The 12,386-nt window shown below is 68.1% G+C and carries 16 protein-coding genes, 2 tRNA genes and 1 other RNA gene; 12 read left to right on the forward strand and 7 right to left on the reverse strand.

Translation table 11 applies throughout. The features are described from left to right. Positions 1-33 precede the first annotated feature (33 nt). Positions 34-107 (reverse strand) — tRNA-Gln (locus tag ACW174_RS16550). Between the two features lie 219 nt (positions 108-326). Here ACW174_RS16550 and ACW174_RS16555 point away from each other — a divergent pair. Next, positions 327-403 (forward strand) — tRNA-Pro (locus ACW174_RS16555). A gap of 69 nt (positions 404-472) precedes the next feature. Here the strand turns inward: ACW174_RS16555 and ilvC are convergent. Continuing rightward, positions 473-1,489, reverse strand: a complete 1,017-nt coding sequence (ilvC, locus tag ACW174_RS16560; RefSeq protein WP_492015457.1) for a ketol-acid reductoisomerase — start codon at positions 1,487-1,489, stop codon at positions 473-475. Here ilvC and ACW174_RS16565 point away from each other — a divergent pair. The 4 genes from ACW174_RS16565 to ACW174_RS16580 all read left to right on the forward strand — a co-directional run bounded on the left by ACW174_RS16565 (position 1,488) and on the right by ACW174_RS16580 (position 3,902). Beyond that, complete coding sequence (locus tag ACW174_RS16565; RefSeq protein ID WP_492015458.1) at positions 1,488-2,030, forward strand: DUF924 family protein; 543 nt, start codon at positions 1,488-1,490, stop codon at positions 2,028-2,030. The genes ilvC and ACW174_RS16565 overlap by 2 nt on opposite strands. A gap of 224 nt (positions 2,031-2,254) precedes the next feature. Then, complete coding sequence (locus ACW174_RS16570; RefSeq protein WP_492015459.1) at positions 2,255-3,112, forward strand: thymidylate synthase; 858 nt, start codon at positions 2,255-2,257, stop codon at positions 3,110-3,112. Further along, positions 3,079-3,429 carry a phosphoribosyl-ATP pyrophosphohydrolase gene (locus tag ACW174_RS16575; RefSeq protein ID WP_492015460.1) on the forward strand — a complete coding sequence of 117 codons (351 nt, stop codon included), beginning with the start codon at positions 3,079-3,081 and terminating at the stop codon, positions 3,427-3,429. Before ACW174_RS16570 ends, ACW174_RS16575 begins: the two co-directional genes overlap by 34 nt. Next, positions 3,426-3,902 (forward strand): hypothetical protein, encoded by a 477-nt coding sequence (locus tag ACW174_RS16580; RefSeq protein WP_492015461.1) that lies wholly within the window; start codon positions 3,426-3,428, stop codon positions 3,900-3,902. The genes ACW174_RS16575 and ACW174_RS16580 overlap by 4 nt, the downstream gene beginning before the upstream one ends. A gap of 9 nt (positions 3,903-3,911) precedes the next feature. On the opposite strand, the gene ACW174_RS16585 is transcribed toward ACW174_RS16580, so the two are convergent. After that, the gene (locus ACW174_RS16585) at positions 3,912-4,502 is read right to left on the reverse strand and encodes a hypothetical protein (RefSeq protein ID WP_492015462.1); all 591 of its coding nucleotides are present in this window, start codon (positions 4,500-4,502) and stop codon (positions 3,912-3,914) included. A 31-nt stretch (positions 4,503-4,533) separates the two neighbouring features. On the opposite strand from ACW174_RS16585, the gene ACW174_RS16590 reads away from it, so the two are divergent. Beyond that, positions 4,534-5,061, forward strand: coding sequence for a dihydrofolate reductase (locus tag ACW174_RS16590; protein WP_492015463.1), 528 nt, complete (start codon positions 4,534-4,536; stop codon positions 5,059-5,061). A gap of 104 nt (positions 5,062-5,165) precedes the next feature. On the opposite strand, the gene ACW174_RS16595 is transcribed toward ACW174_RS16590, so the two are convergent. The 3 genes from ACW174_RS16595 to ACW174_RS16605 all read right to left on the reverse strand — a co-directional run bounded on the left by ACW174_RS16595 (position 5,166) and on the right by ACW174_RS16605 (position 7,748). Beyond that, positions 5,166-6,263, reverse strand: a complete 1,098-nt coding sequence (locus ACW174_RS16595) for an NADH:flavin oxidoreductase (RefSeq protein WP_492015464.1) — start codon at positions 6,261-6,263, stop codon at positions 5,166-5,168. A gap of 79 nt (positions 6,264-6,342) precedes the next feature. Continuing rightward, entirely contained in the window at positions 6,343-6,666 is a 324-nt protein-coding gene (locus ACW174_RS16600; RefSeq protein WP_492015465.1) for a hypothetical protein, read from the reverse strand. Beyond that, positions 6,666-7,748, reverse strand: a complete 1,083-nt coding sequence (locus ACW174_RS16605) for an Mrp/NBP35 family ATP-binding protein (RefSeq protein ID WP_492015466.1) — start codon at positions 7,746-7,748, stop codon at positions 6,666-6,668. Before ACW174_RS16605 ends, ACW174_RS16600 begins: the two co-directional genes overlap by 1 nt. Before the next feature lie 86 nt (positions 7,749-7,834). Here ACW174_RS16605 and miaA point away from each other — a divergent pair, with 86 nt between their 5' ends. Then, positions 7,835-8,704 carry a tRNA (adenosine(37)-N6)-dimethylallyltransferase MiaA gene (gene miaA, locus ACW174_RS16610; RefSeq protein WP_492015467.1) on the forward strand — a complete coding sequence of 290 codons (870 nt, stop codon included), beginning with the start codon at positions 7,835-7,837 and terminating at the stop codon, positions 8,702-8,704. Here miaA and ACW174_RS16615 read toward each other — a convergent pair. Beyond that, positions 8,670-9,533: a hypothetical protein gene (locus ACW174_RS16615; RefSeq protein WP_492015468.1), complete on the reverse strand. Its 864-nt coding sequence runs from the start codon at positions 9,531-9,533 to the stop codon at positions 8,670-8,672. The two genes, miaA and ACW174_RS16615, sit on opposite strands and share 35 nt — an antisense overlap. 136 nt (positions 9,534-9,669) lie before the next feature. Here ACW174_RS16615 and ssrA point away from each other — a divergent pair. The 5 genes from ssrA to ACW174_RS16640 all read left to right on the forward strand — a co-directional run bounded on the left by ssrA (position 9,670) and on the right by ACW174_RS16640 (position 12,316). Continuing rightward, positions 9,670-10,032, forward strand: a transfer-messenger RNA (tmRNA) gene (ssrA, locus tag ACW174_RS16620). Positions 10,033-10,187: 155 nt separating this feature from the next. Then, on the forward strand, positions 10,188-10,490 hold the full coding sequence (locus ACW174_RS16625) for an autorepressor SdpR family transcription factor (protein ID WP_492015469.1): 303 nt from the start codon (positions 10,188-10,190) through the stop codon (positions 10,488-10,490). Beyond that, on the forward strand, positions 10,487-10,900 hold the full coding sequence (locus tag ACW174_RS16630) for a hypothetical protein (RefSeq protein WP_492015470.1): 414 nt from the start codon (positions 10,487-10,489) through the stop codon (positions 10,898-10,900). The genes ACW174_RS16625 and ACW174_RS16630 overlap by 4 nt, the downstream gene beginning before the upstream one ends. Positions 10,901-10,992: 92 nt before the next feature. Beyond that, on the forward strand, positions 10,993-11,487 hold the full coding sequence (locus ACW174_RS16635) for an SspB family protein (protein WP_492015471.1): 495 nt from the start codon (positions 10,993-10,995) through the stop codon (positions 11,485-11,487). Positions 11,488-11,545: 58 nt separating this feature from the next. Next, positions 11,546-12,316, forward strand: coding sequence for a C13 family peptidase (locus ACW174_RS16640; protein ID WP_492015472.1), 771 nt, complete (start codon positions 11,546-11,548; stop codon positions 12,314-12,316). Positions 12,317-12,386: the final 70 nt, after the last annotated feature.

The following is a 12,386-nucleotide window of genomic DNA, read 5'->3' on the forward strand; positions in this document are numbered from 1 at the left end:
AGGCTGAAAAGCTTCAAATCCCAAGGCGGCGGATGGCTGGGGAACTAGGACTCGAACCTAGAATGACGGTACCAAAAACCGTAGTGTTACCATTACACCATTCCCCAGCAGGTCCGGCGAACCCCCGCCCTGCGGCGAGGAGGCGGTCGGATACGCCAAGGCTGCGCCGGACGCAATAGGTCTTTTGAAGCGAGTGCGACATCGCGGTTTCGAGGGCCTTCGGGGGAGCGGCGGTCGGCGAGCGGCGGCGGGCGGACTATTTTCAAACAGGCCGTTTCGGCGCTTGCGGGGCGGAAAAGCCGTCGCTATAAGCCCCCTCCTCAAGTCGGAGTGTGGCTCAGCCTGGTAGAGCACTGCGTTCGGGACGCAGGGGTCGGAGGTTCGAATCCTCTCACTCCGACCATTCTTCCCAAGGGTTTCCCGAAACCCCGGAAGCGAGCGAAAGAGCCTCCTTCGGGAGGCTCTTTTCGTTTCAGCCCCCCGCTTTTGACGCCACCGCCGCCAGATGCGCGCCGACGCCTTCAATGGTGCGTTCGCCCAAGGCCTTGCGGTGGGCCAGCAGGTCCGGAGAGCCCGCGTCGTAATCGGCCATCAGCCTGTCGACAAAGGCGCCCGAGCGGACCTCGGACAGCACCTCGTCCATGGCCGCCTTCGAGGCGTCGCCGATGATGCGCGGCCCGGTCAGATAGGCGCCGTACTCGGCCGTGTTGGAAATCCGCCCGAAAGCCCCGGCGATTCCCTTTTCGAACATCAGGTCGGTCACCAGCTTCAGCTCATAGAAGCATTCGAACCACGCCACCTCGGGCGGATAGCCCGCGTTGACCAGCTTCATGAAGGCGCCGTCGACCAGTTCGGCCACCCCGCCGCACAGAACCACCTGCTCGCCGAACAGGTCCGATTCGCACTCGTCCTTCATCGTGGTCTCCAGGATACCCTTGCGCCCGCAGCCCAGGGCGGCGGCGTAGGACAGGCCCAAGGCGTGGGCGCCGCCGGTGGCGTCCTGCTGGACCCCGAACAGGCAGAAGACCCCCTCCCCCGCCTCGTACAGATCGCGGATGCGTGGGCCGATGCCCTTGGGCGAGGCCAGGATGACGTCCAGATCGGCGCGCGGCGTCACCAGATCGAAGCGGACCGACAGGCCGTGGGCGAAGATCAGGGCGGCGCCCGGCCGGATGTTCGGCTCCAGCTCGTCGCGCCACAGATCGCGATGCGCCTCGTCCGAGACCATGACCGCGACCACATCCGCCCCCGCCGTCGCCTCGCCCGCCGTCAGGACGCGGAAGCCGTCGGCCTCCGCCTTCGCCCGCGTCGCCGACGCCGCCTTCAGCCCTATGACGATGTCGGTCACGCCCGAGTCGCGCAGGTTGAGCGCATGGGTCCGCCCCTGACTGCCGTAGCCAATCACGGCGACGCGTTTGCCGCGGATGATGGACAGATCGCAGTCGGCGTCGTGGTAGGCGGGAAGCGGATTGGCTAGGGTCTGGGTCATGAGCACAGACCTACAGCCTTCCGACGTCATCGGCTTCTGGAAAGAGGCCGGGCCCGACAAGTGGTTCGCCAAGAACGACGCCTTCGACGACGACTTCCGCCGGCGCTTCGCCCACGGCCACATGATGGCGGCGCGGCGGGAACTGGATCACTGGATGGACACGCCCGAGGGCGCGCTGGCCCTGCTGATCCTGCTGGACCAGTTTCCCCGCAACACCTTCCGCGGCACGGCCCACCAGTTCGCCACCGACCCGCTGGCCCTGTCTTTCGCCGAACAGGCGGTCGCGCGCGGCCATCATCTGGCGTTCGATACGGACCTGCGGAACTTCATCCTGCTGCCGTTCGAGCATTCCGAACGTCTGCAGGATCAGGACCGCTATCTGGCGCTCATCGGCGACGATGAAGATCTGAAAAAATGGGGCCACCTCCATCGCGACATCATCGTCCGCTTCGGCCGCTTCCCGCACCGGAACGCCAGTCTGGGCCGGGCGACGACGCCGGAGGAGCAGGCGTTCCTGGATGAGGGCGGGTTCGGGGGCTGAGCCAACCGCCTCACCTCTCCACCAAAGGTGGGGAGGTGGCTCGGCCGCGTCAGCGGACGAGACGGAGGGGTCTGCAACGCGCCACGGCCTACCCCTCCACCACCCTTCGGGTGGTCCCCCTCCCCACCTTCGGTGGAGAGGTGATCGGTGTCTGAAGCCACGTTCCTGTGAGCAACCGAATCGATGACCTGCCCCTCGGCCCGAATCAGCGGCACTGTCGGTCCATGACCGCGCAATTCCTCGCCGCTGACATTCAGGCCCGCACGGGCGCCGTGCCCGCTGACCACCCCGAGTGGCAGTACCTGAATCTGCTGCGCGACATCCTGGACAATGGCGCACGCCGTGACGATCGCACCGGCACCGGGACGCTGGGCGTGTTCGGCCGCCAGATGCGGTTCGACCTGTCCAAGGGCTTCCCGGTCCTGACGACCAAGAAGCTGCACCTGCGCTCCATCATCGTCGAACTGCTGTGGTTCCTGCGCGGCGAGACCAATATCGGCTGGCTGAAGGAAAACGGCGTCAGCATCTGGGACGAATGGGCCAATGCCGAGGGCGAGCTGGGCCCCGTCTACGGCAAGCAGTGGCGGTCCTGGGCCGCGCCGGACGGCCGCGTCATCGACCAGATCGAAAAGCTGGTCCACGGGCTGAAGACCAATCCGAACGGCCGCCGGCATATCGTGTCCGCCTGGAACCCGGCGGACGTGGACGACATGGCCCTGCCGCCCTGCCACTGCCTGTTCCAGTTCTTCGTCGCCGACGGAAAGCTGAGCTGCCAGCTGTACCAGCGCAGCGCCGATGTCTTCCTGGGCGTGCCGTTCAACATCGCCAGCTATGCTCTTCTGACCATGATGATGGCGCAGGTCTGCGGGCTGGAGCCGGGCGAGTTCGTCCACACCTTCGGCGACGCCCACCTGTATCTGAACCACATCGAGCAGACCGAACTGCAGCTGAGCCGCGAGCCCCTGCCCCTGCCGACCATGACCATCACGCCGCGCGACGACCTGTTCGCCTACCGGCTGGAGGACTTCGTGCTTGATGGGTACCAGCCGTGGCCGCACATCAAGGCGCCGGTCGCGGTCTGATGCCGCTGGATTTGAAAGGCCTGCAGGACTCCGTCCTGCGCATCTCCGACATCTACGCCCGCGAGCACGGCATCGACCGTGACAAGGCCGCGTCCGGCGACTGGGCCCTGCTGAAGGTTCAGGAGGAGCTGGGTGAACTGGTGGCCGAACATCTGCGCATGACCGGCCGGGCGCGCGGCGCGGCGGACGCGGACAAGCTGGGCGACGAGGCGGCGGACGTGCTCGGCATGTTGCTCATCTACTGCCGCGCGGCGAATATCGATATCGAGGCGGCGATGCAGCGGAAGTGGCTGCACTGGCTGGAGAACAGTGCGTGATCGAACTGCTTGCCCTCGCTCAACAACCACCGCCGGTTCTGGTCATGCCGGCTCCGAGCGATTTCGCTGAGGCCGCCCGCAGAGAGATTAGACGGTGCGGCAATAATGAGCGGCTTTACGCCAGCTCCATTGGAGCCAGCTTCACGGCCGGATCATCCTTTACCGGACGTCTCGATGACGGAACGAGAACGGAGGGCCGTAGTGATCGCGGCGTCTGCGTGATTGAGACGCTTCAATGGCGGCCCCAGGGAGACCGACTGGCCCGGGCGGTTGAGGCTGGCCTGAACGACTGGGAGCCGAAACTCGTTCTCCGCACATGGCGCGAACAGATAAGCGACGCCGACGGTGATTCGGTGCAAACGGTTTTCGAGCAGAAGGACGCAGCCGGGCAGATCCTCGGCTTGGTGACCGTGATCGAACCGGTTGATGAGAGCGTGGGACTCGCCCGGGTTGTCTATCAGGCCAGCCGCTGACACCGGTCGTTACGCCGCTGAGACCACCATCTTCATCCGGCGCAGATCATCGACCAGCGCCTGCACCTGATCGTCGCGCTCGACCTTGATGGTGTTTTTCGAGGTCATGCCCATGGCGACCGTGGCGCGCCAGGCGACGACCTGACCCTCGACCACCGTGGTCTGGACCACCTCCGGCTTGTTCTGGGCGGCGGCGAGGCCGACGAAGCCGAAGCCGAGGCTGTGAGGGCCGGGGTCGACCTCGACGGCGGTGAACTGGGGCGATTTCAGCTGGGCCAGGACGCGGCCGTCCAGCGTCACCTCCATGCCCGCCATCTTGCCGACGAAGCCCTGCCGGTGGATCAGGATCAGCCCCTTGCCCGGCGATGGCTTGAGGCCGAGCACGGCGGTCTTCTGTGCGTCCGAGGCGACCGGCCCGCCCTTCGTCCCCTGCAGATTGGCCATCAGATAGGCGGTCATGCCGCCGACGAAGAACGGGATGTACCAGAGGGCGAAGCCGCTGAAGCCGACCGCGCCGAGGATCAGGGACAGCACGAACATCACGATGACGCCGGTGATGATGGCGGGGACGTACTTGCCCATGCGGAGCCTCGCGTTCATGACAGTGGTCCCTCCAAAGCGGATAAACACCTTGGCCGTTCCTTCAGTCGTTCTCGTCGTCGCCCGTGGCTCCAACGGCGTGATCGGACGCGACGGCGACCTGCCCTGGCGGCTGCGCAGCGATCTGCAGCGCTTCAAGGCCATCACCATGGGCAAGCCCTGCATCATGGGCCGCAAGACGTGGGAGAGCCTGCCGCTGAAGCCCCTGCCCGGCCGACTCAACATCGTCCTGAGCCGCGACGAAAGCTGGGGCGACGATGATCAGGTTCGTAGCGCGGTGATCTGCCGGACGCTGGACGAAGCCATCGAGATCGCGCGCGAGACGGCCGAGGACGACGATCTCGACGAGGTCTGCGTGATCGGCGGCGCGGGCCTGTTCGAAGCCGCCCTGCCCCGCGCCAAACGACTGTACATCACCGAGGTGGACGCCGCGCCCGACGGCGACGTGTATTTCCCGGCCTTCGATCCGGGGCAGTGGACGGAAGCGTCGTCCGAAGCCCACCCCGCCGGGGCGAAGGACGACCACGCCTTCGTCTTCAAGGTCTTCGAACGGCGGTGAGTCGTGAAAAGTGAGTGGTGAGCAGCGACGATGTGAGCCGGTGAGCCACGCGGCCACTCACCCTCAATCTTCACCCTTCACCACCCATCCCGCATCATTCGCCCTTACGAGAGCGTCAGCATCGCCTGACGTTCGAACGCCTGCAGGTCGTCGTGACGGCCGTCGCGGATCTTCTGCACCCATTGGGGGTCGGCCAGCAGGGCGCGGCCCACGGCGACGAGGTCGAACTCCTCATTCTCCAGACGGCGCAGCAGGCCATCCAGCGAGGCCGGCTTCGAGCCCGCGCCGCCGAAGGCCGCGATGAACTCGCCGTCCAGCCCCACCGAGCCGACGGTGATGGTCGGCTTGCCCATCAGCTTCTTGGCCCAGCCGGCGAAATTGAGGTCCGAGCCCTCGAACTCGGGCTCCCAGAACCGGCGCTGCGAACAGTGGAAGACGTCCACGCCGGCGTCCGACAGCGGCGTCAACCACTCGACCATCTGGTCCGGGGTTTCGGCGATGCGGGCGGTGAAGTCCTGCTGCTTCCATTGCGACAGGCGCAGGATGACCGGGATGTCGTCGCCCACGCCCTCGCGCACGGCCTTGACGACCTCGGCCCCGAAGCGGGCGCGGTCGGCGATGGTCGGGCCGCCCCAGCGGTCCTCGCGCACATTGACGCCGCCCCAGAAGAACTGGTCGATCAGATAGCCGTGGGCGCCGTGGATCTCGACCGCGTCGAAGCCCAGCTCCCTGGCCGCGCGGGCCGAGCGGCCGAAGGCGGCGATGGTGTCCACCACATCCTCCTCGGTCATCGGCTCATATTTCCGCTTGTCCGGGGCGACGAGGCCGGACGGGCTGTCGACCTTGCCCAGCGGCTGCCAGTCCGGGCCCTGCCCGCGGGCGGCGCCGACGTGCCAGATTTGCGGCGCGATCAGGCCTCCGGCGGCGTGGACCTCCTCAACGACCTTCTTCCACTCGGGCAGGGCCTCGCCGTGGAAGACAGGGACGGCGGCGTCATTGCGGGCGGCGGGGCGTTCGACCACCGTGCCCTCGGTGACGATCAGGCCCACGCCCCCTTCGGCGCGGCGACGGTAGTAGCCGGGCACGCCGTCCGACGGGATGCCCTCGGGCGAAAAGGACCGGGTCATCGGCGCCATGACGATGCGGTTGGGCAGGGTCAGCCCCTTGATGGTGAAGGGGGTGAACAGGGCGTCGACGGACATGGAAAGGCTCGCGCGGAGGACTGGAACCGGCAAGGTGGCCATTCCCGTTGCGTTTGAAAACCCTATCCGCAAAAAATCGTCAGGGCGCGTCTTCGCCGATCAGCAGGATCGACACCGCGCGGCCGCCAAAATCCGTTGCCCGCACGCCGTCCTGCACACAGCGGAACTGCTCATAGGTCACGGACCGTCCAGCCTCGAAGGTCAGCGTGTATCGCCGGGCGTCAGCCGACAAAAGATCGCCCGCCCGAAGGCCACAATGGACCTCGAGCGTCCGCGCAAAGCCCGCCAGATCCGGCGCCTGCGGATCGAACCGGGGCAGTCCGGAATTCGGGAGGTGCGGAGCGACGGGTGCGCACCCGACCAGCATCAGCCCCGCCGCCAGAACCGCCCCGGTCGCCCGCATCACGCTCTGCCCGTCAGCCCGAGCGCCCGGGCGACGGCCTCGGCGAAGCCCGCGAACCGGGCGGCGATGTCTCCCTGCGGATCGGCCAGCACCACCGGCAGCCCCGCATCGCCACCCTCGCGGACGGCGGCGTCCAGCGGAATATCACCGAGGTAGGCCACGCCCAGATGCCCGGCCTCGGCCTTGGCCCCGCCCTTGCCGAAGATCGGGCCGGTCATGTTCTCGATCAGCCCCAGGGTCGGCACCCCGACCTTGGCGAACAGGGCGTGGCCCCGCCGCGCGTCGGCCAAGGCCACCTCCTGCGGGGTCGAGACGATGACGGCGCCGTCCAGCGGCGTCTTCTGGATCAGGGTCAGTTGCACGTCGCCGGTGCCGGGCGGCAGGTCCACCACCAGCACGTCCAGCGGCTGCTCCGCCGTGCCCCAGCGGGTCTGGGTCAGCATCTGCGTCAGGGCCTGCGAGGCCATCGGGCCGCGCCAGATCATGGCGTCCTCAGCCTTCGTCAGCAGGCCCACGGACATGGCCTTCAGCCCCTGCACAACGTGAGGCTGGATCATGCCGTCCACATAGTCCGGCTTGCCCGAAACGCCCAGCATGGTCGGCAGTGACGGGCCATAGACGTCGGCGTCCAGCAGCCCGACCGACAGGCCGCGCCCGGCCAGGGCGGCGGCCAGGTTCACGGCGACGGTGGACTTGCCCACCCCACCCTTGCCCGAGGCCACGGCCAGCACCTTGCGCACATGGGCCGGGCGGTCGGTGGCGACGGGCGCCTTGGGCCGGGTCTGGTCCACGGCCTGCGGCGACAGGGAGGCGGTGCGGCGCGGCGCGGCAGTGGGGGCGGTCTCGGCGGTGAGGATGACGGAGACGCGGGTCATGCCCGGCAGCGCCTTGAGCGCGGCCTCGGCGGCGTCGCGGACCGGGGCGTAACGCGCCGTCTCGCCCGCCGGCACCTCGATCACGAAGCCCGCGCGATCCTCGGTCACCGTCAGCCCCTGCGCCAGTCCGGCGGCGGCCAGTCCCTGCCCCGTCCGGGGGTCGGTGATGGCGTCCAAGGCGGCGATGACGGCGGCTTTATGGGGCAAGGGAGGCGTTCCAGTCTGGGCCGGGCGGGTTGCGGCTGCGAGGCCCGCGTTCTATCGCCGGACGACCCGCCCCGCGAGCCCTCATCTTGACCCTGCCCCCCATCACCCTGATCGCCGGCCCCACCGCCTCGGGCAAGTCGCGGCGGGCGATGGAGATGGCGGCGCGGACCGGGGCCGTCATCGTCAACGCCGACAGCCAGCAACTTTACGCCGACCTGCGCGTGCTCAGCGCCCGGCCATCGGCGGCGGACGAGGCTGAGATCGAGCACCGGCTGTACGGCGTCGCCGACGCCGCCGAGGTCTGGTCGGTCGGCCGCTGGAGCCGCGCGGCGACGCCCCTGCTGGCGGAGCTGGCGGAGGCGGGGCGCCCGGTCCTGCTGGTCGGCGGCACGGGCCTGTATTTCAGTGCCCTGATCAAGGGGTTGGCGGAGATTCCCGACGTGCCGGATGCGGTGCGCGAGGCGGTGACGGCGGCCTATAACGCCGAGGGCGAGACCCCCTTCCGCCGCCGTCTGGCCGTGCGCGACCCCCGGGCCGCCGAGCGGATCGAAAGCGGCGACCGCCAGCGCCTGACCCGCGCCATGGCCGTGGCCGAACACACCGGCCGCGCCCTCAGCGACTGGACCGCCGACACCACCCCCCTGCTGCCGCCGGGGTCGTGGACCGGTCTGGTGGTCGAGCCGGACCGCGCGGCGCTCTATGCGAACTGCGACCGACGGGTCGACCAGATGGTCGAACAGGGCGCGCTGGACGAGGTTCAGGCCCTGATGGCGCGAGGCCTGTCGCCGGACCTGCCCGCCATGAAGGCCGTCGGCGTGCGCGAGTTCGCGGCCCACCTGGCCGGCGAGACGACGCTGGATCAGGCCATCGACGCCACCCGCCAGGCCACCCGCAACTACGCCAAACGCCAGCTGACCTGGTTCAGGAACCAGACGCCGGGCTGGGCGCGGGCCTGAGGCGCGCGGCCAGCAGGCCGACGCCGAGCCAGAGGCCGAGAATCGGGCTCATCCCGATGCCCAGCAGCGGCATGGGGAAGGCGCCGAACACCGTGATGGCGGCGGCGATCAGCATATAGGCGGACAGGGCCAGGCCCGCGGGCCGGGCGGGCGTGTTCCGCGCTGTTACGGCGGGCGTCAGGGCCACGGCCGTGATGAGCAGGACCGCGAGCCCGGCGAGGATCGGCGAAACGGCGGAAGCCAGGCCCACGATCTCCTCCACCTCCGGGACCGGAGCCAACGGGTCGGGGCGCAGCCAGCTGACTGTGGAAAGCCCTCCCGCCAGCAGGATCAGGCCGATCCGCACCGGGCGGGACGCCGGGGCTCTGACCGCGAGAACCATGAGCGCCGCCCCGAACGCCGTGGCCTGCGACGCGTCCGGCTGCGCCACCAGCACGGCCTGTCCGGCGAAGGCCAGCGCCCAGCTCCACCAACGACCGACGGTCCAGGCCAAGACGACGATCGCCAGCGGCAGAACAACGAAGGCCACGTTGATGTGCAGCGGGCCGAGGTCCAGCCAGCGGCGGACGCCCTCCTGGGGAATACCGCCCAAACTGGCGCCGAGGAGCCCCACGCCGCAGAGCAGAAGCAGCGCAGCGATCCGTTCGCCTGCGAAGACGGCCAGTCCGGCGGCCAGCAACAGGCCGACGGGCCAGACGGCCAGATTGCGCAGCCATGAGCCTGACGGCACGCCGGAGACGGCGCAGACCCACGCGCCAAGCGCCACAGCCGCCAGAGACAGCAGGCCGTAAAGCAGCAACAGCCCCCTCGACGGACGGATCGCGATCATCGGACGGCCACTCCCCTGCCAAGCCGGGAGACTCGCCCTGCGCGCGGGTCCGGCAAACAGCCTTCGCCCACGAAGCGGCGTCCTGCGATCAATCCCCTGCGGTCCAGCGTGCATCGGTCGCCGCTGATCGCCGATTACCCTTCAATTTCGCCCGCGGCTCCCCTATATTGGTCCTGTCCGGTTTCGGCCGGACTATGGCGATAAACGTGCCTGTAATAAGCGGACCGGACCCGGGTGCGATTCCCGGCGGCTCCACCATTCTCTCCCGGTTATCAGCGGGTTAGTACGGGGCCGACTAGCATCGACGGACGTGTAAAGAGGATTGCTTTCGCTCGTCCTGACCCACCGTATCGGGTCATTTTCTAACTGCGAACGATAACTTCGCTGGGGAATACGCTGTCGCCGCGTAATGCGGTTCCGGTAATTCCAAACTAAGTCCTCAGGGTTCAGATCCTGGGGCGGGGCCGCCAGGGGGCCTGCCAACAGAACCCCTGGCACTTTCCGACATCGCGAAGCGGCCTTTTCTTTTCCAGAAAGAATCGGCGAGCGTCTGGCAACAGAAGCCCTCCACCTTCCTGACATCGCGTTTGCGCCCTCCCCTCACGAGCCGCTTGACTCTTATTTCGATGATTAGCTAAACATCGACTTATGAACATGGTCTTCAAAGCCCTCGCAGACCCGACGCGCCGCAAGGTGCTGGAGCTGCTGCGTCGCCGTCCGATGACGGCGGGCGAGTTGGCCGACCGGTTCGAGGTCTCGCGCCCCACCATGTCCGCCCATTTCACTGTGCTGAAGGAGGCGGGTCTGATCGACGCCTGCAAACAGGGCACGACCATCACCTACCGCCTGCAACTGTCCGTGCTGGAAGAGGCCCTGCTGGGCTTCGGCCAGATGTTCGGGATCGGCGCCGCCGCGCCCGCTTCCGCTTCCGCTTCCGATGAAGGATCGTCCCGATGAAGCTCAAACCTGTCGTCTCCGCCCTCGTGCTGGGCGCCGTCTTCCTCGGCATCGCCGTCGCGCTGAAGGTCGCGGAGCGGAACGGCCTGATCGCCGACGACCTCGGCGGCCGCGGTTTCATGGTCCTGATCGGCCTGGTCATCGCCGGCTACGGCAACGTCGTGCCCAAACAGCTGAAGAGGCCGCGCGACACCATCGCCGCCGAACAGAGGGTCCAGTCGGCCCTGCGCGCGTGCGGATGGACGATCACCCTGGCGGGCCTGACCGTCGCCGGCGTCTGGGCGACCCTGCCGGACGTCGTGGCGGAGCCGATCTCGATGCTGACCCTTCTGGCCGCCTTCCTGGTGGTGCTGTCCTGTGGCCTGACCTGCCGCCGGGGCTCGGATCCCGAGGCGACGGCGGGGCTGTAAAACCGCCATTCCCGCCTTTTACCTTGATGCCGTCTTCCGCCCGCGCCCGTCGGAGGTTATCACCGCCCCTGCACAGGTGAGACCCGTACCCGATGGCTGAAGAGACGCCCCCCGTCGACGACATGCACTACGAGCAGCTGGCGCAGGACGCCCTGCGCGGGGTGATCCGTTCCGCGCTGGAGCGGGCGGCGGGACCGGACGGGATTCCCGGCGCGCACCATTTCTACATCACCTTCAAGACCCGGGCGCCGGGCGTCAGCGTCCCGCCGGACGTGATCGCCAAATATCCCGACGAGATGACGGTGGTGCTGCAGCACCAGTATTGGGACCTGAAGGTCGAACAGAACCGCTTCTCGGTCATGCTGAAATTCGGCGGCATGCCCAAGGTGCTGGCCATGCCCTATGCGGCCGTGACCCGCTTCTATGACCCCTCGGTGCAGTTCCTGCTGCAGTTCGAAGCGCCCGCGACCATCGAGGAGATCGCCGCCGAGGTCGCCGCCGCCGAGCCCGACGACACGCCTGTCCCGCCGCTGGGTGGCGATGACGCGCCCAAGGTCGTGTCGCTGGATCACTTCCGGAAGAAGTAGTCCTTCCCCTGCCCGCGCCTTCCGCTAACCTCGGCGGGCTGGAGCTGCGGGGGTGCGCATGGTTCGGGGTCTGATCGTTCTTCTGGCGGCCATGCTCGGCCTTGCGGGATCGGCGACGGCGCAGTCACGCACGCTCCGTCCGCCCAGCCGGTTCGAAGGCTGGATCTCGGCCATCATCCAGGCCGACTGGCGCGACGGGCGCGGGCATCCGATCCCCGCCTTCGACAACGCCCGACGCGATCTGGTGCGCGGCTTCCTCGACGCCGGGTTCAGCCGCGCCGACATGGTCGACTATTCACTGCGTACGGATGTTCCCGAACCCACCACGCCGTCGGCGGTGATGGCGGGCGTGCGCGCGGCAGCCGCGCGGGCCACGCGCGGCTGCCTGATCTACGTCACCTCACACGGCGGGCCGGACGGGCTGGTGTTCGGGGATGCGCCACGCATGACCCCGGACGTGATGGCCAATCTGGTCCGCAACACCTGCGGCGCCCGTCCGACGGTGGTGATCGTCTCGGCCTGTTATTCCGGCATCTTCCTCAACGCCCTGCAGGGGCCGAACCGGATGGTGATGACCGCCGCCCGCCGCGACCGGACCTCCTTCGGCTGCGGCGCGGACGAGCGCTACCCGTGGTTTGACGGCTGTATTCTGGAAAGCCTGCCGAACGCCGCCGACTTCCTCGCACTGGCGGCGGACACCCGCGCCTGCGTGGTCAGAAAGGAGACGGAGGCGGCGGTCGAACTGCCGTCCGAGCCGCAGCTGTTCGTCGGGGCGGAGATGCAGATGCGGCTGCCGACGCTGCGCTTTCAGCGCAGCAACCCTCCCTAGAGGTCGCTGACGTTTACACTTCCAAGCGGCGGCGATTGCGATACCTTCACCGTTCACCGGGAGGGGACAC

This window comes from Brevundimonas sp. AVps31 (assembly GCF_058681355.1).

Bases quoted from the DNA above. Each gene is read 5' to 3' on its own strand.
- ACW174_RS16565 (WP_492015458.1), top strand. From the start codon at position 1,488: ATGAGCACAGACCTACAGCCTTCCGACGTCATCGGCTTCTGGAAAGAG.
- ilvC (WP_492015457.1), bottom strand. From the start codon at position 1,489: ATGACCCAGACCCTAGCCAATCCGCTTCCCGCCTACCACGACGCCGAC.
- ACW174_RS16570 (WP_492015459.1), top strand. From the start codon at position 2,255: ATGACCGCGCAATTCCTCGCCGCTGACATTCAGGCCCGCACGGGCGCC.
- ACW174_RS16585 (WP_492015462.1), bottom strand. From the start codon at position 4,502: ATGAACGCGAGGCTCCGCATGGGCAAGTACGTCCCCGCCATCATCACC.
- ACW174_RS16595 (WP_492015464.1), bottom strand. From the start codon at position 6,263: ATGTCCGTCGACGCCCTGTTCACCCCCTTCACCATCAAGGGGCTGACC.
- ACW174_RS16600 (WP_492015465.1), bottom strand. From the start codon at position 6,666: ATGCGGGCGACCGGGGCGGTTCTGGCGGCGGGGCTGATGCTGGTCGGG.
- ACW174_RS16615 (WP_492015468.1), bottom strand. From the start codon at position 9,533: ATGATCGCGATCCGTCCGTCGAGGGGGCTGTTGCTGCTTTACGGCCTG.
- ACW174_RS16625 (WP_492015469.1), top strand. From the start codon at position 10,188: ATGGTCTTCAAAGCCCTCGCAGACCCGACGCGCCGCAAGGTGCTGGAG.
- ACW174_RS16630 (WP_492015470.1), top strand. From the start codon at position 10,487: ATGAAGCTCAAACCTGTCGTCTCCGCCCTCGTGCTGGGCGCCGTCTTC.
- ACW174_RS16635 (WP_492015471.1), top strand. From the start codon at position 10,993: ATGGCTGAAGAGACGCCCCCCGTCGACGACATGCACTACGAGCAGCTG.
- ACW174_RS16640 (WP_492015472.1), top strand. From the start codon at position 11,546: ATGGTTCGGGGTCTGATCGTTCTTCTGGCGGCCATGCTCGGCCTTGCG.